Genomic DNA, 24,563 nt, shown 5'->3' with positions numbered 1-24,563 from the left:
GTCTGTCCGCCGTTACTGGTTGCGAATTTCGGGCTTGTCCGCGGTCACCGACTTCGGCTTTTCCTCCAGGGCGCGCTCCAGGTTGAAGGGGGCGTTGTTCTTCACCGCATCGGAGAAGTTGTTCCGCTGGGTCGCCGAAACCTCGGCCAGGTCGCGCGCGTCCTTGATGATGCGCGGGGTGAGCATGATGAGGAGGTTCGTCTTGTCCCGCTTGTTGGTCCTGGTCTTGAAGAGCCAGCCAAGCCCCGGGATGTCGCCCAAAAGGGGGATCTTGCTCTCGACCACCTGGTCGGTGTCCTGGATCAGGCCGCCGATCAGCACGGTGTCGGTGTTCTTCACCACCACCGAGGTCTTGGCGGACCGCTTGGTGCTGCCGAGGTTCGGGCTGGTCGCGGTGCCGAAGTCCTTCACCGCGGAGATCTCCTGGTAGATGTCGAGCTTCACGTACTCGCCCTCGCTGATCTGCGGCTTGATCTTCAGGATGATACCGGTGTCCTTCCGCTCGATGGACTGCTGCGAGAGGCCGGTCGAAGTGAGGTTCGTGCCGGAGAGGAAGGGGACGTTCTCGCCGACGAAGATCTCGGCTTCCTTGTTGTCGCTGGTCATGATGTTCGGGGTGGAGAGGACGTTCAGGGCGCCGTTGGTCTGCAGCGCCTGCAGGACGACCGGGACGTTGATCTTGCCGAGGGTCACGTCCATGCCGAGGGTCTTGGCCGCAGCGGCGGTGGTGGAGAGCCCGGCCACGGTGCCGAAGGGGTCGAAGGTGCCGATGGTGGCCACGGTGCCGTTGGAGGCGGCGCCGATCACGCCGATCTGCACCCCGAGGTCCTTCGCCTTGTTGACGGAAACTTCGGCGATCATCGCCTGCACGAACACCTGGCGGCTTCTTCTGTCGAGCTTCTGGATCACCTGCAGGAGGTTCTGGTAGTCGGTCGGGGAGGCCATGATGACCAGCGAGTTGGTCGCCTTGTCCGGGGTGATGGTGATCTTGCCCCCTTCGAAGACGGCCTGCTGCGGTGCGGCCGCGGTGCCGCCCGGTGTTGCGGCCGCAGGTGTTGTGGAGGTTCCCTTCACGAGGCCGTCCAGCACCTTGGCGACCTCGGTCGCCTCGGCGTTTTCCAGGTAGTAGACGTTCACCTTGCTGCTCGTGGTCGGCGGCACAACGTCGACCAGCTCGATCAGCTTCTTGACGTCGGCCTTGTCCTTGTCCGAGCCAAAGATGATGAGGGCGTTCAGTCTGGTGTCGGCGACGACGGGAGCCGCGCCGGTAGTTGCGGTAGGCGCGCCGGGCTTAGCGCTCTGCTTGCCGGAGAGCCAGTCCTTCACCATGGTGGCCACGCTGTCGGCGGCGGCGTTTTTGAGGAAGACCAGTTCAGCCCCCTCGCGCACCTGGTCCGTATCGATGTGTTTCAGGATCCCGAGGATCTTCTGGATGTTGTATGCGGAGTCGATGACGAGGATCAGGTTTGCGGCGCCGAAGGCCGAGATCTGACCGTCCTTGGAGACCAGGGGCTGCAGGAAGGTCACCGCGTCCTGCGGCGCCACGTGCTCCAGCTGGATCACGCGCGCCTGGTAGCTGTCGTTCACCGTCCCCTTCTCGCCGTCGTAAAGCACCTTCACCCCGGCCTGTTTGGCCGCCGCGGTCGGTACCACCTTCATCACCTTGCCCGCCGGCACCACGGTGAAGCCCTTCAGCTCGAGCACCGAGGTGAAGACGTTGTACGCCTCCTCGTTGGAGAGCTTGGCCGGGGAGAAGACGGATATCTTCCCCTTGACCCGGTCGTCCATGATGAAGTTCTTGCCGGTGAGGTCGCTGATGAATTTCACCATGGTGGCGATGTCCACGTCGGTGAAGTTCAGCACCACACCCTTGGCCGAGGCGAGCGCCGGTGCGGTGAGCAGGAATATGAGCATCGCTACGATGCGTGCAGCTTTGGTTCTCAAAACAACCTCCCGTGAGGGTAGTGGTTACCTTATGTCGTAAGTGAAAGTGGTGGGCTGGCCGTCGCGGATCAGGTCGAGCTTGATACGGCTCTGCCCCTTGAGCGAGGCGAAGGACTGGATCGCCTTCTCCGGGGAGTCGATCGGGAAATCGTTCATCCTCAAGAGGACGTCGCCGTTTCTGATGCCGACGGTGCCGAAGATCCCCTGGGGCTTCACCTCGGTGGCGCGGAACCCTTCGACCTTGCCGTCCTTCATGCTCGGCAGCAGGCGCGCGTCGGTCATGGCCTGGCCGATGTTGTCCAGGGCCGCGTTGAGGGCGCGCTGGTCGACGATGTAGTTTCCGGCACCGGCGGAGGCGGCGAGACCGCCGCCCGAAGCGGGTGCCGCAGGGGCCGCCGCTGCCGTAGCCGCAGCTTCCGCCGCCGCGGTCGGAGTCAGGATCTTCACCCCTTTCCCACCCACCAGGATCTCGGCCACGTCCTTCTTGACGGAGACGAGCGGTCCCGCCGAGAACACCGTGTCGCCGAGGCGGAAGACCCGCTCCTCGTGGGTCGAACTCTTCAGCACGAGCGCGAAGGTTTCGCGGAACGAGCCGACCGCGGTCCCCAAAAGGATCAGGTCGTTCACCGCAGCCGGGGGGGGCGCGGCCTGGCCCGCGGCGGTCGAAGCGGTCTGCACGATCGGGGTCAGTTTCCCCTGGGTCGCCTTGCCGAACAGGCCGCGCTCGAGGATGGGACCGAAGGTGAGGAGGTCCTGGCTCGCCGCCGGTGCGGTCGCGCTCTGCGAGGCCGGTTTCTGCGCGTTGCGTGGGTAAAGTCCGGAGATCTTGAAGCTCAGCAGGTCCGCTGCGATGAGCGCCGCCACCGCGATGATGGCGATGCCCAGGGTTATGTTCAGGGGGAGAATCCAGCGCGGCATGAAAGACCCTTCTCTGCGAGTAGTCGAAACGGTGCGAATATATTAGATGGCCTTGAGTTATGCAACAAAAAAGGGGGTACGAGTGCTGCTCCGGAGGCCACCGGGACGCTCGTTCTTCCCCCTCTGCATCGTAGTCGTTTCGCCGTTTCGTTCCTGGCGGCGGACCGCTGCAGCATCAGCTCATGGAGGAGAAGGATAATGAGAGCTTGCGCTGCCCGTGCCTTAACCAAACGCCACAGTATTAGCAAAACTTGTGCCGCCGCTCCTGGAGCCGACTCGCAGGCATCATTGTAACAAAACCTTCCCGTATTGCCACACTTTTTCCAATGAAGACGCTGGGGCTTGTCGGCGCTACCTGCAGACGGGCGCCAAGGATGCCCAAGGTAGGCACGCGACTTTTTGACTTCCGACGGCTTTTTGACAGCGCTGTTGAACTGCCGCCGACTGCTGTGCTAGACTCGCGCAACCACGCATTTTGGAGCCACACATGAGACGAGTCGTCGTCACCGCATCAACCAGGATGGAACTCTCGGAGCTGATACAGGCCGCTTCCGCACTCCCCTTCTCCGGCGTGGGGCACCTTCCCGTCTGGCGCGGCGAGCTCGCGGGACAGGAGCTCTTCATCGCTCTGACCGGCATGGGCAAGGCGAACGCCGCCTGCGCGGCGACCGTTCTTTGCGAGCGCCTGACCCCTGATCTTCTCATCAATACCGGCTGCGGCGGCGCCTTCCCCGGTTGCGGGATCGGCGTCGGGGACATAGCGGTGGCCGACGCCGAGTGTTTCGCGGACGAGGGGGTGCTGACCCCCGATGGGTGGCGCGGGCTCGACCTCATCGGCATCCCGCTCTACGAGGGTAGGGGGGAGCGCGTCTTCAACCGCGTCCCGCTGCCGCTCGAGCCGGCCCGACGCGCGCTCGAGCACGCCGCCGCCGAAGGCTTTGCCGCCGCCCTCGGAAGCTTTCTCACCGTTTCCACCTGCTCCGGGACCTCCCGTCGCGGGGAGGAGATGCTGCGCCGCTTCCCCGGCATCTGCGAGAACATGGAGGGGGCGGCACTCGCCCACGTCGCGCTCATCTACGGCGTTCCCTGTCTCGAGGTGCGCGGCATCAGCAACATGGTGGAGGACCGGGACATGTCGCGCTGGGACTTGAAACGTGCCGTGGGCGAGGTGCAGCGCTTTCTCTTAACCCTTCTTGAGTGCCCCGATGCGCTCTTCGGGAGCTGACCCGCGCCGTTTTCTCTTCGTTTGCTTCCTTCCGTTTGCAGTGCCGCTCTTATATATATCGCGCGCTCGTTAAGCTTTTCTTGCACAACCTTCCCTCAAGTAGTATATTGGTGAGTCTTAAAAACTTTGCAAGGGGCGGATCTGTGAGAGATCCGGGTCTCTTTGACTGATTTATCGGAGCTGGTACAAGAAATGGATTGCGTACTGTCAGAAAACGGGGAGCGCCCGGTGCTCACCCTGGGCTTTTCCCCCTGTCCCAACGACACCTTCATCTTCGATGCCCTGATCCACGGGCGGGTCGACTGCGGTTTTTCCTTTCGCGAGCAGCTAGAGGACGTGGAGACCCTGAACCGGATGGCGCTTTCAGCGACGCTAGACGTCTCGAAGGTCTCCTACCACCTCATGGGGCACATCCTGAAGGACTACCTCCTGCTGAGAAGCGGGGGGGCGCTCGGGCGCGGCTGCGGCCCCCTGGTCGTCGCGCGCGACGACATCGACCCGGAAAAGCTCGCCGGCAAGAGGATCGCCCTTCCCGGGCGGTACACTACCGCGGCGCTTCTTTTGAGGCTTTTCAACCCGTCGCTTGCCGACTTCGTCTACCTTCCGTTCCACGAGATCATGGGCGCGGTCGCCGACGGTTCGGTCGCGGCCGGGGTAATCATCCACGAGTCGCGCTTCACCTACCAGGGGTACGGCCTCAAAAAGGTGCTCGACCTGGGCGAGTGGTGGGAGCGGGAGACGGGGCACCCCATACCGCTTGGCGGCATCGCGGCGAAACGCTCGCTCGGGCGGGAGGCGCTCTTGTCCCTGGAACGGGGGCTTGCGCGGAGCGTGGAGTACGCCTTCGCCCACCCCGGCGAGGCGCGTCCCTACATACGAGCCCACTCGCAGGAGATGAGCGACGAGGTGTGCGACGCCCATATCTCCCTTTACGTGAACGACTTCTCCCGCGGGCTAGGCCGGCAGGGGGAGGATGCCGTGCGCCTTTTGCTCAACCGGGCGGCCGAAGCGGGGATCATACCCCCCTGGCAGGAGCCCTTGCTGATCCCGTGACCGGGATACCTCTCAAGTTATCTGCCTTGCTGCCGAAACGGGGATGAGCCGTACGCAGCATCGTGGAGGAATGCGCATGACCAAGCCCTTCAACTGGAAGCGGCACATAGCGGTGGCCTTCTGTTTCATCCTGCTCTTCTGGGTGGGGGACGCGCTCATCGACGCCCTGATTCTGCGGCGCGCGCCGTTTCTGGATCAACTCACCGCGCCGAACGGGTACGAGCTCTGGATGCGCACCTTCTACGCGAGCCTGCTCGGCGTGTTCTTCGCTTCCCTCTCGGTGCTCTGCGAGCGCAGCCGCAGGGTGGAGACGGCGCTGCGCCATTCCGACGACCTCTCCAGCATGTTCCTTGCCTCCTCGCGCGACGCGATCTGCGTGGTGCGGACCGACGACTACACCATCGCCAACTGCAACGGCGTCTTCCTCGCCAAATATGCCCTGGCCGAAGCGGAGGCCGTCGGGCGCAGCTTTCCCGAGCTGATCACCCGCTACGGGCTCTCCGAGCAGGTGATGAGCCAGCTCTCCCAGTGCGTCTGCACCGCCAGTCCGGTAAGCAGCGAGGTGAGCTACCGCACCGAGGACGGCGGCAGCCGCTACGAAGAGATTTCCATCCATCCCATCGGCGACCTGCAACAAGGCATCCGGACCGTCCTTTACGCGGCGCGCGACATCACCTCGCGTCGCAGTTCCCAGGAGCAGTTGGAGGAGTCCGAGGCCCGCTACCGCGCCATATTCGAGAACACCGGGACCGCCATGGCCATCGTGCTCCCTGACGGCACGCTCCAGACGGTGAACCGCGGCTTCGAGGCCGCCACGGGGCTTTCGCGCGGGGAGCTCGAAGGGAAAAAACTCTGGACCGAGTTCGTCGGCAGCTGCGATTCCGACGGGATCGCGGCCGCACCGGTCGTCGAGGAGCCGGCCACGCCAAGGAGCAGCTTCGAGGTCCAGCTGATGGACAGAAACGGCGCGCTGCGCACCATGGTCGGCAACTGGGCCCCCATCGAAGGGACCGAGCAGGCGGTGCTCTCCCTGGTCGACATAAGCGCCCACAAGGAGGTCGAGGAGGCGCTCAGGGAAAGCCGCGCCACCCTCGCTGTCGCGCAGCGCATAGCACGTCTCGGCAACTGGGACTGGGATCTCGCCTCCGACACGCTCGCCTGGTCCGACGAGATGTTCCGCATCTACGACGTGGACCCTGCCGCCTTCACCCCTTCCCACGAGCTCGTCCTGCAGGCGGTGCACCCGGATGACCGGGAGATGGTGATCCGCTGCGTGAACGACGCCATCTACAACCGCAAGAGTTACCAGATGGACTACCGCATCGTGCTGGCAAGCGGGGCGGTCCGCACCCTGTCGGCGCGGGGCGAGGTGACCTACGACGCGCAGGGAAAACCGCTGCACATGTTGGGCACCGCCCAGGACATCACCTGGCGCATCGAGGCGGAACAGGCGCTAAGAAACTCCGAAGAGAAGTTCTCCAAGGCCTTCCATGCGAGCCCCGACTCCATCGTCATCACCCGCGCCGAGGACGGCACCTACATCGACGTCAACGAGGCGTTCCAGGAGATCACCGGCTACCGCAGGGAGGAGGTCATCGGCAGGACCTCGACCGACCTGCAGCTTTGGGCGGACTCCGACGCCAGGATGGTGATGCTGAAGCTTCTGAACGAGCACGGCCATGTGCGCAACCTGGACGTCCGCTTCCGGGTGAAGTCCGGCGAGATCCGCGAGCTTTTATGGTCCGCCGACGTCATCGAGTACCAGGGGGAAGCCTGCCTGATCGCCATCTCGCGCGACGTCACCGACCAGCGCCAGATGGAGCGGGAACTCCTCGAGAGCGACGCACGCCTTTACATGAAGCACGAGGAGCTGAAGAACGTCTTCCACCAGATGGAGGGGATCCGGCGCGAGTGGGAGGAGATCATGGACTGCATCTCCGACATGTTCATCCTCTCCGACCAGTACGGCAAGATCCGCCGCTTCAACCGTGCCGTGGAGACCTTCACCGGCAAGGCGCACCGTGACATCGTCGGGCGCGACTGCATCTCGTTCCTCGAGGAGCAGGGACTCAAGGAGCACCTGGCCGCTCCGGGGATCGAGCTTTTGCACAAGGAAACCGGGAAGTGGTTCGTCCTCAAAAGGCACGCGTTCCCGACCGCCGAGGTGGACGGCACCACGCGCGAGGTGGTCATCATTAACGACACGACCAACATCGGTCGGCGCCCCGAGGAGGTTGGGGGGCACGAAGCCGCGCCGGTACAGGCGTCCGCCGTCAGGTAGAAAAAACTACGCAGGATTAAAGGGTTGGCCGCCTGCGGGCTCATTGGAACTTGACTTCGCCGCGGGGGTATGTTATACGGATGCCTCGCCCAACAAAGGAGGTGCGCATGGCATCACCCGAGCGGAGTCTCAGGCTGGTGCGTATAGTCGCCCTGGCCCTGATGCTCCTCCCGATCCACACGCTTCCCCTGCTGGCTTCAGAACAAGTAGTAAAACCGGTAGCAGAATCCTCTGTTGAAAAAGTAGAACCGCAGCAAAAATCGGTGGTGAAAAAGCTGATCGGCATAGCGACCTACTATGCCAGGAAGTTCCACGGCAGGGCGACCACCTCCGGAGAGCGTTACCATCCGGAGAAGTTGACCGCCGCCCACCAGAGCCTGCCGTTGGGGACCAAGGTTCTCGTCAGAAACCTCGCCAACGACAAGGAAGTCACGGTTGTTATCAACGACCGTTGCCGCAAGAAGAGTTTCCCGTTCATCGATCTTTCACGGGCTGCGGCAAGGAAGCTGGGTTTCTTCGGAGAAGGGAAGGCCAAAGTGGCCATCATCCCGCTCACCGAAGGCGAATCCTAGAAACATCAAAATACAATCTGGGCGAACAGAGGAAAAGGCCGGGGGCAACCCCGGCCTTTTTTCTTTGGTGTGCCAAGCGGCGCCGACAAAAAAAGCAGCCCTTTCGGGCTGCTTCGTGTTCGGTTCCTGCCGCAGCGGCTTTAATCGTTCTTTTGCTTCTTCTTGGAACTCTTTTTCTTCTTCGAGGATTTCTTGGACGGCTTGTCGTCGCTGTCCTTGGACTTCTTCCCCTTCTTCCCTTTCTTCCCCTTCGTCGCCTTGGAAGACTTCGAGGACTTGTGCTTGCGGTAGCTTCTAGGCTCCGGGTTGAACTCGTCCTTGATGTTGCTCAAAAGGACCTGGGCCTCCTCGAGTTCCGGGTCGGCCTTGCGGGCCGCCTCCAGCGACTCCTTCGCCTCGGCGATGTGGCCGTCCTTCATCTGGACCCTTCCCATCGCGTTCAGCGCCTTCGCGTGGTCGGCCTTCAGCTTCACCGCCTCCTTGTACTCGTCGGTCGCGGCGGCGTAGTTCTTCTGGAACTCGTAGACGAGCCCCAGCTTGTAGTGGGCGTTGGCGTCGGTGGGTGAAAGCTCGACCCCTTCCTTCAGGAGCTTCGCGAGGGCGTCGTAGTTCTTGTTCTTTACGTAGATCGCGGTGAGCGCGGTGCGGGCGTCCTGGTCGTCCTTTTTCAGGCGCAGCACCTCCTGGTACTCGCCGGCCGCCTGGTCCATCTCGTTACGTTTGCGCAAAAGCCCGGCGAGCTCGCGGTGGGCATCGAGGGACTCGCTGTCCAGTTTGATCGCAGTCTGGTACGCGGTGATCGCCGAGTCGAGGTTCTTCGCGTTCACGTAGGCCCTTGCGAGCTTCAACTGGGCTCCCGCGTCGGCAGGTGTCAGCTTGACCAGCTCCTGGTACTGCTCGAGCGCCTGGGGGAAGCTCCCCCTCAGGGTGTAGATGTCGGCGAGGCGCTGTCTCGCCTGGACGTTGTCCGGCGTGCTCGCGAGCACCTGGCGGTATTCGACGACCGCCTCGTCGAGGAGCGCTTTCCTCTCGTAGATCCCGGCGAGGTTCAGGTGCAACTGCGGGTTCTCCGCCTTGTTCCTGATCGCGTCGCGGTAGTAGTTCATCGCCTCGTCTTCGCGTCCCGCTGCGACCAGGGCATCCCCCAGGCGCTGCTGCGCCACCGCGTCGTTGGGCTCCTCGGCAAGCCTCAGGCGGTACTCGCTGATCGCCATGTCGAGGTCCTTGGCGGTCCGGTGCTGCTCGGCAAGCGCCATGTGGTCGACCTTGGGGGCGTCCTTCTCGACCGGGGTCGTTCCGGCGAGCATGCGCTCGTAGTCGGCGCTCTTCTGGTCACCCTTCTTCGCGTACCCCTCGGCGAGGAGGCGGTGCGCTTCCTTGTTCTTCGGGTCGGCGATGGCCGCCTGCTTCAGCTCGTTGACACCCTTGTCGGTCTCGCCGCGGGCGAGCAGGAGCGCACCGAGGCCCAGGCGTGCCCGTGCGTTGCCGGGCTGGATGGCGAGCGCCTTGCGGTACTCGTCCTCAGCTTTTTGCTGCTGCCCGAGGGCCTGGTAGGAGACGGCGAGGTCGCCGTGCAGGGAGGCGTCCTCCGGGAAGGCGGCGAGCGCCTCGGTGTAGTGGAAGACGGCGAGTTGGTGCAGCTCTTTTTGGGCGAGGATACGGGCCAGCCCGCCGTGGTAGCGCGGGTCGCCGGCCTTTAGTCCCTGGGAGAGCTCGACCGCGGCCTCTTCGCTTGCCCCTTTTTGCTGGTGCAAAAGACCGAGGTTTCCGCTAGCCGGGTAGAACTCCGGGTCTAGCGCGAGCGTCTCGCGGTACTCCTGGATGGCTGCGTCGATGTTGCCGCTGCGCTCGAAGGCGAGCGCCTTCAGGTAACGCCCCGGGGCGCCGGTGGGGCAGAGCTCGGCCACGCGCTTCTCGGCGTCGTTTCGTTTCTGCTCGCTCGCCTGCGGCGGGAGCTCCATGATGATCTTCTTCGCCTGCAGGCAGCTGTTCGTCGCCGGGAAAGGCCAGCTGAAGCCGGTGCCGAACAGGGTCACCGCAAAAAGCGATGAAAGTGCTACGTATCGTTTCATGTAAGGCCCTTTTGAAATTTAATGAGGACATGGAAGGCGCCGTGGGCGCCGGCGGCTCGGTCCTGGAGACCGTGCGAGGATGGCGGATTATACACATCGGGGGTTCTAAATTCAATTCCAAAACGCCAATCATTAACGATACCGCTCCTTTGCGGCCGGGAAGCCTTGCCTGGCGCGGGGGCTCCAAGGTTAAGGCGGATTACCTTGACTTTCATGATAAAGATGGTTAAATCATCTGCACCGGTCCGGGTGGGCACCACGGGGCCGGTTTTTCTTTAGCGGTCACGGCCCCGGCGGCCGGGAAGAGGGCGTCGGGCGAGAGGGACGAGATGGCGGTGATTCCGAAGGAGCCGTTGGAGTGGTTGAACCTGTTCCGCCAGCAGATGGACGAGATCTTTCGTTATCTCACCACGCTGGAGGGGCGGGAGGGAGTCGCCGAAAAGGAGCATGCCCCGCTTTTGGACATCTACGAGACCGGCAACTCGTTCGTCGTCGAGGTCGAACTGCCCGGTTGCAACCGCGAAGACATCACCCTCAGCCTTTGCTGTTCCACCCTGGTGATCGAGGGGAACATCCGCGAGGAGACCGATCCCGGCGCCACCTATATCTGCCTCGAGCGCCCCGCCGGGCGCTTCTGCCGGGCCGTCGAGGTCCCACCCGGCGCCGACTTTGAGGGGGCGAGAGCTACCTGCCGCAACGGTCTGCTTACGGTGGCGTTCCCCTGGCGCAAGAACGACAAACCGCACATCCGGGAGATCCCGATTGAGTAAGGAGAAGTACATGGAAAACAGGCAGGAGACCGAAGAACTGAACATACCGGATGTTCTGCCGCTGCTCCCGGTTCGGGACGTGGTCGTCTATCCCTACATGATTCTGCCGCTTTTCGTGGGGCGGGAGATATCGATCGCCGCCGTCGATCACGCACTCTCCAAGGACCGCATGATCTTCCTTGCGACGCAGCGGGACGTGGGTGACGAGGATCCGGCACCCGAGGCGATCTACGAGGTCGGCACGGTCGCCATGATCATGCGCATGCTGAAGCTCCCCGACGGCAGGGTGAAGATCCTGGTGCAGGGACTCACCAAGGCGCGCATCACGGAATACCTGGCCGACAAGCCCTTCTACTCGGTGCGCATCGACCGCATCCTGGAGCCCGCCGCCGCTGAGAACACCCTCGAGGCCGAAGCGCTCATCCGTACCGTCAAGGAGGAACTCGCGAAGATCGTGGCGCTCGGCAAGGCCGTCTCCCCCGAGGTCATGGTCATCGTCGAGAACATGCAGGAGCCGGGCGCCCTGGCCGACCTGGTCGCCAGCAACATAGGGCTCAAGGTCGAGGAGGCGCAGGGGCTTTTGGAGGTGGTCGATCCGCTGGAGCGCCTGAAGCGCGTGAACGACCTCTTGAACAAGGAGAGCGAGCTCCTCAACATGCAGGCGCGCATCCAGTCCGCCGCCAAGGAGGAGATGGGGAAGAGCCAGCGCGAGTACTACCTGCGCGAGCAGTTGCGCGCCATCCAGCAGGAGTTGGGCGAGACCGACGCGCGCAGCGAGGAGATGGCGGAACTTAGAAAGTCCATCGAGAACGCCAAGATGCCGCAAAACGTCGAGAAGGAGGCCCTGAAGCAGCTGGGGCGCCTGGAGCAGATGCATCCGGATGCCGCCGAGGCGGGGATGCTGAGGACCTTCCTCGACTGGATGGTGGACATCCCGTGGGGGAAGGCGACCAAGGACTCCCTCGAGATCAACCGCGCCTCCGAGATCCTCAACGAGGACCACTACTTCCTGGAGAAGGTGAAGGAGCGCATCCTCGAGTTCCTTGCGGTCAGGAAACTCAAGAAGAAGATGAAGGGCCCGATCCTCTGCTTCGTCGGCCCCCCGGGGGTCGGCAAGACGAGCCTCGGCAAGTCCATCGCCCGTGCCATGGGGAGGAAGTTCGTGCGCATCTCGCTTGGCGGCGTGCGCGACGAGGCCGAGATCCGCGGACACCGGCGCACCTACGTCGGCGCGCTTCCCGGCCGCATCATCCAGGGGCTCAAGCAGGCGGGCTCGAACAACCCGGTCTTCATGCTCGACGAGCTCGACAAACTTGGGAGCGACTTCAGGGGAGATCCCTCCTCGGCGCTTCTCGAGGTGCTCGATCCGGAGCAGAACAACAGCTTCTCGGACCACTACATAAACCTCCCCTTCAACCTCTCCAACGTGATGTTCATCGCGACGGCGAACCAGATGGACACCATCCCGGGCCCCTTGCGGGACAGGATGGAGGTGATCAACCTCGCGGGTTACACCGAGGAGGAGAAGCTCGGCATCGCCAAGCGCTACCTCGTGCCGCGCCAGGTGAAGGAAAACGGCATCACCGAAGAGATCGCCGTCTTCTCCGAGGAGGCGTTGCGCGCCATCATCGCCAAGTACACCCGCGAGGCGGGGCTTAGGAACCTCGAGCGCGAGATCGGCAGCGTCTGCCGCAAGGTGGCGAGAAAGTACGCCGAAGGGAAGGGTGAGAAGTTCGTCATCACCGCGGGCACCGTGGCGAAATACCTCGGACCTCCGAAGTTCCTGCGCGAGGAGGAGATGGACAAGAACGAGGTCGGCGTGGTAACCGGCCTTGCCTGGACTCCGGTCGGGGGCGAGGTGCTCTTCGTCGAAGCGACCGTGATGAAAGGGAAGGGGGGGCTGACCCTCACCGGCCAGCTTGGCGACGTGATGAAGGAGTCGGTCCAGGCGGCGCTCTCCTACATCCGCTCCCGGACCGGCGAGTTGCACATCTCCGAGGACTTCAGCTCCTCGATCGACATCCACGTGCACGTCCCGGCCGGCGCCATCCCGAAGGACGGTCCCTCGGCGGGTGTCACCATGGCGACCGCCCTGGTCTCGGCGCTCACCAGGATCCCGGTGAGAAAAGAAGTCGCCATGACCGGCGAGATCACCCTGCGCGGCAAGGTACTCCCGATCGGCGGCCTTAAGGAGAAGATCCTCGCCGCGGCGCGCCTCGGCGTCACCACGGTGATCATCCCGGTTCAAAACAAGAAGGACCTTGAGGACGTCCCGAAGACCATCCTCAAGAAGCTGAAGATCGTCGCCGCCTCGAACATCGACGAGGTGCTGGCGGTCGCCCTCGAGAAGTATCCCCCTCCGGCGCCCAAGCCGGCAAAGCCCGAGCCCCCGAAGACCAAGGTGAGGACCCGCGTCCCCGTCTCCACGGTGAGGGGCAAGGCTTGAAACTAGCTGAACTGGGGGAATTCGGCCTCATCGACAGGATAAAGGCGCACGTCGCCGCGTCACCCTCGGTGCTTTTGGGCATCGGGGACGACGCGGCGGCGCTCGTTTCCACCCAGGGCTTCGTCACCCTCATCACCTCCGATATGCTCCTGGAGGGGGTCCACTTCGACCTCGCCTTCTGCGATGCGCACACCCTCGGCAGAAAATCGCTTTCCGTAAACCTCTCCGATGTCGCAGCCATGGGGGCGCGCCCGCGCCACTTCCTGCTCGGCGTAGCCCTCCCGAAGGATTTACCGCTGGAATTCATGGACGGCTTCATGGCCGGGATGCTGGAGCAGGCGGAGCGCTTCGGCGCGACCCTGGTCGGCGGCGACACCTGCGCCTCTAAGGGGGGACTTGCCATCTCGGTAACCGCCCTTGGCGAGCAGCGCCCCGAGCTGGTCTTGAAGCGAAGCGGCGCACGGCCGGGGGATCTGGTCTGCGTGACCGGGACGGTCGGTGATGCGGCGGCGGGGCTGGACCTCCTCATGCGCGGGGAGCGGGAGGGATTCCTGGTCTCACGGCAGCTCGACCCGACCCCGAGGGTGGAGGCGGGGATCGCACTCGCCGAGGCGGGGTGCGTCACCGCCATGATCGACGTAAGCGACGGGGTGCTGCAGGATCTGGGGCACATCTGCGCGATGTCGGGGGTAGGGGCGCGCCTGGAGCTCTCGAAGCTGCCGCTTTCGCCGGAGTACCTGGCCGAGTGCGCCGAGGACCCATTCGCCCTGGCGCTTTCGGGTGGGGAGGACTACGAGCTGCTGTTCTGTATTCAGCCGGAGAGGGAGGCCGAGGCGAAGGCCGCCTGCGCCCGGGCCGGAGTTCCCGTTGCCGTAATAGGGACGGTTACCGCCGGCTCCGAAATCGAGCTGACCGCTCCCGACGGGACACCCTACCGCGCGCCGAGGCGCGGCTTCGATCATTTCGCCTAATCCCCGCTGATCCTCACCGCCACGCGCCGCTCCCGCGGCCCGTCGAACTCGCAGAAGTAGAGCGCCTGCCAGGTCCCCAGCAAAAGCTTGCCCCGATCGATCAAGAGCCTCTGGCAAGTCCCCACCAGGGTCGATTTCACGTGCGCCGCGGAATTGCCTTCCGCGTGGGTGAAGTAGTGCGCGTCCGGCACCAACTGGTCCAGGCACTTGGCGATGTCACGTTTCACCGCGGGGTCTGCCCCTTCGTTCACGGTGACTCCGGCGGTCGTGTGCAGTACGAAGACGTCACAGGTGCCGCTACCCACCATTGCCGCCGCGACGAGATCCTGCACCCGGGCCGTGATGTCTATCAGTTCCGTCCTCTCCCTGCTTTTCAGCGTCAGGTATTGAATCATCCATCCCTCCATCCGTTATTTATATATAGAGCTCTTCCCCCCGGAGAGAGTCCCTTCCAAGAAGAGAGTTTCTACCAACAAGCGCCGCATTAGCTCTAGCGTCCCCCCCTTTGCGAAGGGTGTATAGACCGGGGACATGGGTTACAGGTGTGCGGAGACATGGGTTACACTTTTTGTATCTCCTGGCCGTCCTCAAGTCGTACATCACCGAGTTTGTGATGGCAGTAGTCACATCGTTCCTACGCTCCAGCGTGGGAACGCAAAGCCTCGGACGCTCCGGCGTCTGCTTAGGGACGCTGGAGCGTCCCTAACGTGCGTTCCCACGGTGGACCGTAGGAACGATCTCAAATGTGTCACCCATGTCCCCGGTCTATACAAAGGGGGGAGCGCGAGGTCAGCTGCCGCGCTTCGTAGGCAGAGTGCCCGACGTCCCTAAATCCCCTGATCACCTTCTACTTTCTGAAGAGGCTGCTCCTCATCTTGCCAAGGTACTTGTTGAGCGGGTTTCCCCTGGAGAGAAACGGGAGCACCGGCCGTTCCCGTTGCCCCAGCGTCTGCAAAAGTTTCGTGATTGCCGGGTTTTTCCCCACCCTGAGCCCCAGATGCAGCGCCCTGATCGCCTCTTTCTTCCTGCCGGCGGCGAGATATACGGTGCCAAGGCGCAGAAAATGGTTGGAGTTTCTCGGCTCCATCTTGATCGCTTCCTGACACCAGGCGACGGCGCTCTTGACGTTTCCGGTCGCCTGGGCGGAGGCCAGCGCGTAAAGGGAGAGGTGCTCCGGGGTGCGCAGCCTCTCAAGAGCGGCGTACAGATAGCGCTGCGCCTGAACGAAACGACGGGCTTCCAGCGCCTCCTTGCCCAGGCGCACCAGTTCGTCGGTTTCCATTTCAGCAAGTTCTGAAGCGTTCACGGGCTCTCCTGTGGGGCGCTGTCGCGCTTAATAAGAGGGATGCCTGGGGCTCAAATGAAGATTGTACACTATAGCATCTAATTTTCTCCCAAGCCGGAATCCCGCGGGCAGGGTTGAAAAAAAAAGGGATTTATGTTCTAATCTGCCGCTGTGGAACAATGCGCGTACATAGGTCTGGGGAGCAACATCGGCGACCGCGAGTTGAAGCTTCTGATGGCCATCGCCGAACTCGGGAAGCTGCCGCAAACGCGGGTCACCGCCGTATCACCCTTCTACGAGACCGAACCGGTCGGAGGGGTGCCTCAGGATGACTTCTACAACGCCGTGGTGCGCCTCGACACGGAACTTGCGCCGCTCGATCTCCTGGCCCGGCTGAAGAGGCTGGAAAAGGACGTCTTCCACCGGGCGCCGGCGCAGCGCTGGGGCGCGCGCAGCATGGACCTCGACATCCTCCTCTACGGCGAGCTGGTCATGACCGGCGACGAGCTCACCGTCCCGCATCCGCGTCTGGCCGAGCGTCGTTTCGCCCTCCAGCCGCTGGCCGACATCGCCCCCGACCTTGTGCACCCGACCCTGGGCAAGCGAATCATCGAACTGTTGACGGAGCTGACCTCTCCCGAGAAGGTAGTCAGGATCTAGGGGAAAACGTGAAATTTCTGATCTGGGCGCTTCTGGCGTACCTCGTGTACCGCATGTTCGTCGGCAAAGCGCCCCAAAAAATAGAGAAGCAGGAAAAAAGTGCCGCCGAGACCTTTCAGGACCCGGTCTGCGGCGTGTACATATCCGAGGCCGACGCGGTGGTCGGCAGGCTGGAGGGGAAGCGCTATCACTTCTGCTCCATGGAGTGCCTGAGAAAATTCGAAGAGATGCAACAGCGGCAATAAACAACCAACCGGAGGAAAGATGAAGTTTTTTATCGACACAGCGGATGTTAAGGAAATTCGGGAGGCCAACGAACTGGGCCTGGTGGACGGCGTTACCACCAACCCCTCCCTGATCGCCAAGAGTGGCCGGCGTTTTGAGGAAGTGATCAAGGAGATCACCGAGATCGTGGACGGCCCGATCTCCGCCGAGGTCATTTCCCTTGAGCACGACGGCATGATCGCCGAGGCAACCGAGCTCGCGAAGATCCACCCGAACATCGTCATCAAGCTCCCGATGACCCCGGAAGGGCTCAAGGCGACCAAGACCCTGTACAAGCAGGGGATCAAGACCAACGTAACGCTGATCTTCACCCCGATGCAGGCTCTCCTCGCCGCCAAGGCGGGCGCCACCTACGTCTCCCCGTTCGTCGGCCGCCTGGACGACATCTCCCAGGACGGCATGGGGATCATCGAAGAGATCAGGACCATCTTCGACAACTACGGCATGGATGCGCAGATCATCGTGGCCAGCATCAGGAACCCGGTGCACGTGCTGAACTCCGCCCTGATCGGCGCCGACGTCTGCACCATCCCGTACTCGGTCATGCTGCAGCTTGCCAAGCACCCGCTCACCGACGCGGGGATCAAGAAGTTCCTGGAAGACTGGGAGAAGGTTCCCAAGTAAGGCGGGAGTTTCGAGGCGTGACGCGGGGGCTCCCCCCGCGACGGGTAACAAAGGCGTTATCTGAGGGCGGGTCATGGACCCGCCCTTCATTTATCCGGACTATTCCGGCGAGCTGGCGCCGTTTCTGCGCTGCAGCTTGACGTAGACGGTGATGATCACGGCACTCACGATGATGACGCCGATGAGCGCCTGGTGCGAGTACTTCATGATCAGTTCCTGGTTGCTCCCGATGAAGTAGCCGATGAAAGTGAGCACGGTGACCCAGATCCCGGCACCCAGAAGCGTATAGAGCGAGAACTTCACGTGGTTCATCCCGGCAAGCCCGGCCGGAAGCGAGATCAGGTGCCTGACCACCGGCAAAAGCCTGCCGATGAAGGTGGAGATTTCACCGTGATCCTTGAAGAAGCGCTCGACCTTGGCGAATTTCTCCTCGGTGATGAAGACGTATTTGCCGTACTTCAGGATCAGTGGACGGCCGAGGTAGTGGGCCGCGTAGTAGTTGGCGTAGGCGCCGATGAGGCTCCCCAAGGTGCCGCAGACTATCGCCGCGAGCATGTTCATCTGCCCCTGCTGTGCCAGGTAGCCGGCGGGGGGCATCACGAGTTCGCTGGGGATCGGGAACACGGAACTCTCCATGGCCATCAGGAGGAAGATCCCGGGATATCCCATCGCGCCTATCGTTTCTACCAGCCACTGTACCGCTGCGTGCATGCCTGACTCTCCTTTTGACTTTTTGTGCGGCGGCCATTCTATACGGGTCGCAGCAAAAAAACGACCAATTTAATATTTATCTCCGCCTGCCGGAACTGCGGCGGGCGGATGAAGGGAAACATGGAAAAACAGATCTTCGTAATCGGCCACAGGAACCCGGACACCGACTCGGTCGCCTCGGCCATCGCCTACGCCCATTTGAAACGCGAGCTCGGCAACGAGCGCGTCACCGCGGCGATGGCGGGCAGCCTGAACCCGCAGACCACCTGGCTCCTCCCCCGTCTGGGGATCGAAGCGCCGCTCTACCTGGCCGACGTACACCCGAAGGTGCGCGACGTGATCCAGCGCTCGCCGGTCACCGTGCCGGCCGGGGCGCCGCTGTTGAACGCGCTGGAAGAGTTCCACCACAACTCCATCAGGATCCTCCCGGTGGTCGACGATTCAGGCGTTCCGAAGGGGGTGATTCCGCTCAGAAAGATCGCCGAGCGCTTCCTCGTCACCGGGCCGGACTCCCTGCGCCTCGTTTCCGCCTCGCTTGCTTCGCTCGCCGACTGTCTCGGTGGCAGTTTCCTAGCCGGCGCTCCGGACACGGCCGTGGAGCACCTGCACCTGTTTGTAGGCGCGATGGGGGAGGAATCCTTCCTCGACAGGATCGCAGCCTTCGACCCCGCCACACTCATCGTGGTGACCGGGGACCGGGCTTCCATCCAGCTCGCCTCGATCGAGCGCGGCGTGCGCCTGCTCATCGTGACCGGCGGCCTTGCCGTCTCCGATGAAACCGTACGTGCCGCTGCCTCCCGCGGCGTGGCCCTCTTGACGACGCCGCTCGATACCGCGGCAACCGTTTCCCGCGCCCGCCTAGCGACTCCGGTCCTCGAGCTTGCGGTTCCGAGCTTTGAGAGCGTCTCCGTGGACGAGCCGCTCGGGCGCCTGCGCGACAAGCTCCTGCATTCCGGGGAGACCGCGGTTCTGGCCCTCGAGGAGGACGGGACCCTTGCCGGGGTCGCCACCAAGTCTTCGCTCTTCGCGCCGCTTCCATACGCCCTGATCCTCGTGGACCACAACGAGCTTGCCCAGGCGGTACCGGGCGCCGAGGACGTGGAGATCCTGGAAGTGGTGGACCACCACAAGCTCGGGAACGCCCCGACGAGTCATCCGATCCCGTTCATCACCGCGCCGGTCGGGAGCACCTGCACCATCGTCGCGTCGCTCTACGACGAACACCGCATGCTCCCCCCCGCCGAGATCGCTGCACTCCTGCTCGCCGGGATACTTTCGGACACGGTGATCCTCAAGTCGCCGACCACCACCCAGCGCGACCGCGCCGCCGTGGAGCGGCTCGCGGGCATCGCCGGGCTCGACTGGGAGTCCTTCGGCGCCGAGATCTTCGCCGCCTCCGGAGCCCTTTCCGGGTATGGCAGCCCAGAGCGGGTCGTCGGCTCCGACTTCAAGCTCTTCAGCCAGGGGGAGGTGACCTTCGGCGTCGGGCAGGTCGAGGTGTTCGGCTTCGACGAGTTCAACGAGATGAAAGCGGAATTGCGCAAGGCGCTCGCGGCGCGGCGTGAGAAGGAGGGGCTGGAGCTTGCCGGCCTCATGGTCACCGACATCTCGAGCGAAAGCACCATGTTCGTGATGGAGGGGGGGCAGGCCTTCGTTCGCTTCATGGGGTACCCTCAGCCTGAGCCGCACGTCTTCGAGATGAAGGGTGTCATGTCGCGCAAGAAACAGCTGGTGCCGCACCTGATGAAGGTACTCGGGGGCGCCCGATGAGGGAAAGCTTCCTGGATCGGATCGCGGCGTGTGTCCTTGTCGGCGACGGCGCCATAGGCACCATGCTCTACGCCAAGGGGGTGGCGCCGGAGGCGAACTTCGAACACCTGAACCTGGTGCGTCCGGAGCTCGTGCTGGAGCTGCACCGCGAGTACCTGGATGCCGGGGCGCAGGTCATCGAGACCAACACCTTCGGCGCCAACTGCGCCAAGCTCTCCGCCATAGGCCTCGGCGCCAAGGTGGCCGAGATCAACCGCAAGGGGGCGCAGCTCGCCAGGAGCGCCGCGGCCGGGCGTGACGTATTCGTGGCCGGCTCCATCGGTCCGCTCGGGCGCGGCAAGGCGGAACTCTCCGAGGAGCAGATCGCGGAGTGCTTCCGGGTCCAGTCGTCGGCGCTCGCCGAAGGAGGCGTTGATCTGCTGATCCTCGAGACCTTCTCCGAACTCGACGAGCTTCTCACCGCACTGGCGGCCGCGAAAGAGACCGGGCTCCCCGTGGTCGCGAACCTCGCCTTCGGTGAAGGGGGGCGTCTCCCCGGCGGAACCCGTGCCGAGGATGCCGCGCAACGTCTTGCCGCAGCCGGGGCCGACCTGGTCGGTGCCAACTGCGGCGCAGGACCGCTCGAGCTCCTCGCAACGGTGAAGCGGATCGCCGCCGCCTGTTCCCTCCCGATCGCCGCATATCCCAACAGCGGTTTCCCCGAATACCTGGAGGGGCGCTACATCTACCGCACCACGCCGGAGTACTTCGCCGATCGCGCCGAGGAACTGGTGGCCGTGGGTGCGTCACTCGTTGGTGGGTGCTGCGGGACGACTCCAGAGCACATACGCGTCATGGCCCAGAGGCTTCAGGGAAGAAGAGCCGGAGCAATGCCCTCACCCCCGGCCCCTCTCCCGGAGGGCGAGGGGGGCACGGCCGCTGCTCAACCTGGCGAGGAGTCCCTCTCCCCCCGGGAGAGGGTGCCCGAAGGGCGGGTGAGGGCGGTGCCACGAAGTGAGGACGCTGCCGTGGGCGAGGCCCTCACCCCCATCCCCTCTCCCGCAGGTAGAGGGGAGCCATCGGGGAGCTTCCTCGACGCGTGGGGCGTGGAGCCGGTGATCACCGTTGAGCTCGATCCCCCGAAGGGGCTCGACTGCGCTAAGGTGTTGGCCGGGAGCCGTGCCTTAAAGGAAGCCGGGGCGCACGCCATCAACCTTGCCGAGAACCCGCTCGCGCGCGTGCGCATGGGTAACCTGGCCCTTGCCGCGACCATCCGGCGCGAGGTCGGCATCGAGGTGATCGCCCACGTCACCTGCCGCGACCGCAACCTGATCGGGATGCAGTCCGACCTGATGGGGGCGAGCCTTCTGGGGGTCACCTCCATCCTCGCCGTCACCGGCGACCCGGCGAGCCTTGGTGACGAGGCCGGCGCCTCTTCGGTCTTCGATCTCAACTCGTTCACGCTCCTGAAGCTTCTGAGCGACCTGAACCGCGGGGTGAACGCGCTCGGAAACCCAATCGGTGCCGGTACCGGCTTCACCCTGGGGGCCGCCTTCAATCCGAACACGCAACGGATGGACGTGCAGGTGGGGCGGCTGGAGAAGAAGGTCGCCAATGGCGCCCGCTTCGTCCAGACCCAGCCGATCTACGATATCGCGCGTTTCGAGGAGATGATGGAGCGTACCGCCGGTCTGGGCATCCCGATCCTCCCCGGCGTGCTGCCGCTGGTCTCGGGGCGCAATGCCGAGTTTCTGCATAACGAGGTCCCCGGCATCGTCATCCCCGAGGAGATCAGGAGACGTATGGCCGGCAAGACCGGCGAGGAAGGGGTCGCCGAGGGGCTCGCCATTGCAAAGGAGTTCATCGATGCGGCCGGTATCAAGGCGGGCGGGTTCTACATCATGCCCCCCTTCGGGAAGTACGAGATCGCGGTGGAGCTGGTGAAGTACATCAAGGACAAAACCTGGAAAGCAGAGCACAGAGGACACTGAGGATCGCGGAGGGCACAGAGGTAAAAGCGCCGCCCTCACCCCGACCCTCTCCCGGAGGGCGAGGGGGGAAGACTGGGGCGCCTCTCTGTGTTTTCCTCCGTGTCCCCTGTGCACCTCCGTGACCTCTGTGTTCCGGGTTGCTTTTCACTTATTTTGACCTGCATCAATTTCAAATGAGACCAAGGAGCAGATGATGACCGAGATGAAGAAAGACATCCTGGAAAAAGGCGCCATCCTGCAGCGCGACCGTGAGACCTACGCCATCGCACCGCACATCCCCGGGGGCTTCACCGACACCGCCACGCTGAGAAAGATCTGTGACGTGGCCGACAAGTACGGGCTCACGCTGAAGATCACCTCGGCACAGCGCATCGCCATGTTCGGCGTGAAGGAAGCTGATCTCGACGCCGTCTGGACCGACCTCGCCGAGGAACCGGGCGCCGCCATCGGCCTCTGTGTCAGGAGCATCAGGATCTGCCCCGGCACCCAGCAGTGCAAGCGCGCGGTGCTCGACTCCGCCTCGCTCGGCCTCAAGCTGGACAAGATCTACCACGCCATGGAGCTCCCCAACAAGATGAAGATGGGTGTCTCCGGCTGCCTGCTCGCCTGCGCCGAATCCGGCGTGAAGGACATCGGAATCGTCGGCCACAACAAGGGGTGGCGCATCTTCGTCGGGGGGAATGCCGGTCCCCGTCCGCGCCTGGGTGAGATGCTCGTGGACAACATCCAGACCGAGGACGAAGTGCTCGCAGTGGTCGCGAAGGTGGTCGAGGTCTACAAGAACGATCCGCAGCAGGGACGGCTGGGGAGGCTGATCGAGGAGATCGGCATCGAGGCCTTCCGCGCCCGCGTCTTCGGCACGCAGCAGTAGGATGAGAGCGGCAACGATGACAGGAAAAGATCTACGCGCGGGAGGGACACGTGGCGCTTATTGAGGACGCGCTCTTCACGCGCATCAAGAACAGGGTCGGCAAGGCGATTTCCGAGTTCGACCTGATCTCGGAAGGGGACCGCGTCGCGGTCGCGGTTTCGGGGGGGAAAGACTCCTACGCGATGCTGCACGTGCTGGAGACCCTGCGCAGGCGTGCTCCGGTGCGCTACGAGCTGGTCGCCATCAACATCGATTCCGGCTACCGGGGCTACCGCGCCGACATCATAGAGGAACACCTGAAGGAACACGGCTTCACCTATCACATGGAGAAGACCGAGCACTACGACATCATCTCCGAGAAGCGGCGCCCGAACTCCTCCTACTGCTCGATCTGCGCGAGGCTCAAGCGGGGCACCCTGTACACGCTCGCGCAGCAGATGGGTTGCAACAAGCTGGCGCTCGGGCACCACATGGATGATTTCGTCGAGACGCTGCTTTTAAACCAGTTCTTCGTCGGCTCGCTGAAGGCGATGGCCCCCAGCATGCTGGCGGACAACGGCGTAACCACGGTCATCAGGCCGCTCGTTTACGTTCCGGAGAAGGATATTATCCCGTTCTCGCGCAACAACCGTTTCCCGGTGGTCTGCTGTTGTTGTCCCGTTTGCGGGACCGCGGACCTGCAGCGCAAGAGGATGAAGGAACTCCTCTCCACCTTGGAGCGGGACAACCCCTTCGTGAAGAACAGCCTCCTGAAGGCCTTGTCCAACGTCCACCCGCGCCACTTGCTGGACAAGGGGTTGACGAGAAAGCCCTCCTGACGCAGGTCGGTGATGATGTCCTTCACGGTGATGTGCCCGCAGTAGATGACGATTCCCACGGCTCCTATGACCATCGGTTCCATGTGCTACCTCCGCTTCGTGTGATGATACGACGGTAGCAGGTGGTAGCGACAAAAAAAGTCGCAACTATATAAGCAAGGCAAAGCAAGGTGAGGTTCATGGCAGATAAAAACGTGCAAAAGGTTCGCTTGGCCGTACAGTGGGGCTTCCTTCTCTTCTCCCTCTTCCTGGGGGTAACCTTCTACCGCTTCGTGCTGCACTTCCAAAGCGGCGGCGCCACGCCGTTCGTGGAGCGTCCGAACGGCGTCGAGGCCTTTCTCCCCATCTCCGCTCTGGTGAGCCTCAAGGGGTGGATCGTTTCCGGCACCATCAACGACGTACACCCCGCGGCGCTCGTGGTCTTTCTGAGCGTGATCGCGATGTCGCTCTTTTTGAAGCGCTCCTTCTGCTCGTGGGTCTGCCCGGTCTCCACCATCACTGAAGTCTGCTGGAAGGCGGGGCACAAGATTTTCGGGAAAAACTTCAAGATCTGGCTCTGGCTCGACTGGCTGCTGCGCCCCATCAAGTACCTGCTGCTCGCCTTTTTCGTGGTCTCCATCCTGGTGTTCATGGCGCCGGACAGCGTGAGCGACTTCATCGCGGGCGACTACAACAAGATGGCCGACATCAAGATGCTGGATTTCTTCATGCACCTCTCGGGCACCCCGCTCGTGGTGATCGGCATCCTGCTCGCCCTGTCGTTTTTCTTCAAGAACCCGTTCTGCCGTTTCCTCTGCCCTTACGGCGCGCTTTTGGGGCTCGTCTCCCGTCTGTCGCCGGTCAAGGTGCAGCGTAACGAGAGCGCCTGCATCTCCTGCGGCGGCTGCACCAAAGCCTGCCCCTCTTACATCGACGTTATGCACAAGGAACGGGTCTGCTCCGAGGAGTGCGTCGGCTGCCTGCGCTGCGTGAGCGCCTGCCCGAAACCGGAGGCGCTGCAGATGAAGGCGAAGAACGGCAAGGTGATCCCGGGGATGGTGTACGCCGCCCTCGTCGTGGCGGTCTTCATCGGCGGGACCCTCATCGGCCGCGCCACCGGTCACTGGCACAGCTCCATCACCAAGAGCGACTACCAGAGGCTGATCGCCGCCCCGCCGGTGGAGCACCCCTAGTCCATGCTCCCTCCCCTGGAGGGGGAGGGTAGGGGAGGGGGAAGCATAGCAGCCCAGTGCCTTCTTTCCCCCCTCCCGACCTCCCTCCTCCGGGGGAAGGATTTTGAACGAAAAGAGGGGACGGTATCGCTACCGTCCCCTCTTG

The 24,563-nt window shown here is 63.3% G+C and carries 21 protein-coding genes; 15 read left to right on the top strand and 6 right to left on the bottom strand.

What is annotated here, in order from left to right; translation table 11 throughout:
* Positions 1–12: 12 nt before the first annotated feature.
* The gene (gene gspD, locus D6Z24_RS14210) at positions 13–1,914 is read right to left on the bottom strand and encodes a type II secretion system secretin GspD (RefSeq protein WP_129127423.1); all 1,902 of its coding nucleotides are present in this window, start codon (positions 1,912–1,914) and stop codon (positions 13–15) included.
* A 54-nt stretch (positions 1,915–1,968) separates the two neighbouring features.
* Positions 1,969–2,862, bottom strand: a complete 894-nt coding sequence (locus D6Z24_RS14205; RefSeq protein WP_129127258.1) for a type II secretion system protein N — start codon at positions 2,860–2,862, stop codon at positions 1,969–1,971.
* 487 nt (positions 2,863–3,349) lie between these two features.
* Between D6Z24_RS14205 and mqnB the strand changes: the two genes are divergently transcribed.
* From mqnB to D6Z24_RS14185, 4 genes are all read left to right on the top strand, one after another.
* Positions 3,350–4,087, top strand: a complete 738-nt coding sequence (mqnB, locus tag D6Z24_RS14200) for a futalosine hydrolase (RefSeq protein ID WP_129127257.1) — start codon at positions 3,350–3,352, stop codon at positions 4,085–4,087.
* Between the two features lie 192 nt (positions 4,088–4,279).
* The gene (locus tag D6Z24_RS14195; protein ID WP_129127256.1) at positions 4,280–5,140 is read left to right on the top strand and encodes a 1,4-dihydroxy-6-naphthoate synthase; all 861 of its coding nucleotides are present in this window, start codon (positions 4,280–4,282) and stop codon (positions 5,138–5,140) included.
* Between the two features lie 76 nt (positions 5,141–5,216).
* Entirely contained in the window at positions 5,217–7,421 is a 2,205-nt protein-coding gene (locus tag D6Z24_RS14190) for a PAS domain S-box protein (protein ID WP_129127255.1), read from the top strand.
* A gap of 107 nt (positions 7,422–7,528) precedes the next feature.
* Positions 7,529–7,993, top strand: coding sequence for a septal ring lytic transglycosylase RlpA family protein (locus D6Z24_RS14185; protein WP_129127254.1), 465 nt, complete (start codon positions 7,529–7,531; stop codon positions 7,991–7,993).
* 140 nt (positions 7,994–8,133) lie between these two features.
* On the opposite strand, the gene D6Z24_RS14180 is transcribed toward D6Z24_RS14185, so the two are convergent.
* Positions 8,134–10,065 (bottom strand): tetratricopeptide repeat protein, encoded by a 1,932-nt coding sequence (locus D6Z24_RS14180; RefSeq protein ID WP_129127253.1) that lies wholly within the window; start codon positions 10,063–10,065, stop codon positions 8,134–8,136.
* A gap of 329 nt (positions 10,066–10,394) precedes the next feature.
* Between D6Z24_RS14180 and D6Z24_RS14175 the strand changes: the two genes are divergently transcribed.
* From D6Z24_RS14175 to thiL, 3 genes are read left to right on the top strand one after another with little or no spacing between them, the layout of a single operon-like run.
* The gene (locus tag D6Z24_RS14175) at positions 10,395–10,835 is read left to right on the top strand and encodes an Hsp20/alpha crystallin family protein (protein WP_129127252.1); all 441 of its coding nucleotides are present in this window, start codon (positions 10,395–10,397) and stop codon (positions 10,833–10,835) included.
* A gap of 10 nt (positions 10,836–10,845) precedes the next feature.
* A complete protein-coding gene (gene lon, locus D6Z24_RS14170; protein WP_129127251.1) occupies positions 10,846–13,281 on the top strand; it encodes an endopeptidase La in 2,436 nt (811 codons plus the stop codon).
* The gene (gene thiL / locus D6Z24_RS14165; RefSeq protein ID WP_129127250.1) at positions 13,278–14,252 is read left to right on the top strand and encodes a thiamine-phosphate kinase; all 975 of its coding nucleotides are present in this window, start codon (positions 13,278–13,280) and stop codon (positions 14,250–14,252) included. Before lon ends, thiL begins: the two co-directional genes overlap by 4 nt.
* Here thiL and D6Z24_RS14160 read toward each other — a convergent pair.
* Together D6Z24_RS14160 and D6Z24_RS14155 are read right to left on the bottom strand one after the other, a co-directional pair.
* Entirely contained in the window at positions 14,249–14,647 is a 399-nt protein-coding gene (locus tag D6Z24_RS14160) for a secondary thiamine-phosphate synthase enzyme YjbQ (protein ID WP_129127249.1), read from the bottom strand. The two genes, thiL and D6Z24_RS14160, sit on opposite strands and share 4 nt — an antisense overlap.
* 452 nt (positions 14,648–15,099) lie before the next feature.
* Complete coding sequence (locus tag D6Z24_RS14155) at positions 15,100–15,558, bottom strand: tetratricopeptide repeat protein (protein WP_246014674.1); 459 nt, start codon at positions 15,556–15,558, stop codon at positions 15,100–15,102.
* Between the two features lie 150 nt (positions 15,559–15,708).
* Here D6Z24_RS14155 and folK point away from each other — a divergent pair, with 150 nt between their 5' ends.
* From folK to fsa, 3 genes are read left to right on the top strand one after another with little or no spacing between them, the layout of a single operon-like run.
* Positions 15,709–16,197, top strand: a complete 489-nt coding sequence (gene folK / locus D6Z24_RS14150) for a 2-amino-4-hydroxy-6-hydroxymethyldihydropteridine diphosphokinase (RefSeq protein WP_129127248.1) — start codon at positions 15,709–15,711, stop codon at positions 16,195–16,197.
* A gap of 8 nt (positions 16,198–16,205) precedes the next feature.
* Entirely contained in the window at positions 16,206–16,442 is a 237-nt protein-coding gene (locus tag D6Z24_RS14145; protein ID WP_198419558.1) for a YHS domain-containing protein, read from the top strand.
* A gap of 19 nt (positions 16,443–16,461) precedes the next feature.
* Positions 16,462–17,106 (top strand): fructose-6-phosphate aldolase, encoded by a 645-nt coding sequence (gene fsa / locus D6Z24_RS14140; protein WP_129127247.1) that lies wholly within the window; start codon positions 16,462–16,464, stop codon positions 17,104–17,106.
* Positions 17,107–17,205: 99 nt separating this feature from the next.
* Here fsa and D6Z24_RS14135 read toward each other — a convergent pair whose 3' ends face one another.
* Positions 17,206–17,817: a DedA family protein gene (locus tag D6Z24_RS14135; RefSeq protein ID WP_129127246.1), complete on the bottom strand. Its 612-nt coding sequence runs from the start codon at positions 17,815–17,817 to the stop codon at positions 17,206–17,208.
* Positions 17,818–17,937: 120 nt separating this feature from the next.
* Between D6Z24_RS14135 and D6Z24_RS14130 the strand changes: the two genes are divergently transcribed.
* From D6Z24_RS14130 to D6Z24_RS14110, 5 genes are all read left to right on the top strand, one after another.
* On the top strand, positions 17,938–19,587 hold the full coding sequence (locus tag D6Z24_RS14130) for a putative manganese-dependent inorganic diphosphatase (protein ID WP_129127245.1): 1,650 nt from the start codon (positions 17,938–17,940) through the stop codon (positions 19,585–19,587).
* A complete protein-coding gene (locus D6Z24_RS14125; RefSeq protein WP_129127244.1) occupies positions 19,584–21,557 on the top strand; it encodes a bifunctional homocysteine S-methyltransferase/methylenetetrahydrofolate reductase in 1,974 nt (657 codons plus the stop codon). Before D6Z24_RS14130 ends, D6Z24_RS14125 begins: the two co-directional genes overlap by 4 nt.
* 202 nt (positions 21,558–21,759) lie before the next feature.
* Positions 21,760–22,428 carry a nitrite/sulfite reductase domain-containing protein gene (locus D6Z24_RS14120; RefSeq protein ID WP_129127420.1) on the top strand — a complete coding sequence of 223 codons (669 nt, stop codon included), beginning with the start codon at positions 21,760–21,762 and terminating at the stop codon, positions 22,426–22,428.
* Positions 22,429–22,478: 50 nt separating this feature from the next.
* Complete coding sequence (gene ttcA, locus D6Z24_RS14115; RefSeq protein WP_129127243.1) at positions 22,479–23,246, top strand: tRNA 2-thiocytidine(32) synthetase TtcA; 768 nt, start codon at positions 22,479–22,481, stop codon at positions 23,244–23,246.
* A 179-nt stretch (positions 23,247–23,425) separates the two neighbouring features.
* Positions 23,426–24,418, top strand: a complete 993-nt coding sequence (locus D6Z24_RS14110) for a 4Fe-4S binding protein (RefSeq protein WP_129127242.1) — start codon at positions 23,426–23,428, stop codon at positions 24,416–24,418.
* Positions 24,419–24,563 lie beyond the last annotated feature (145 nt).

It is taken from the genome of Geomonas oryzae, assembly GCF_004117875.1.
Taxonomy (GTDB): domain Bacteria; phylum Desulfobacterota; class Desulfuromonadia; order Geobacterales; family Geobacteraceae; genus Geomonas; species Geomonas oryzae.
The sequence above is the reverse complement of the archived record's forward strand: the minus strand, read 5'-3'. Positions and strand labels throughout refer to the sequence as shown.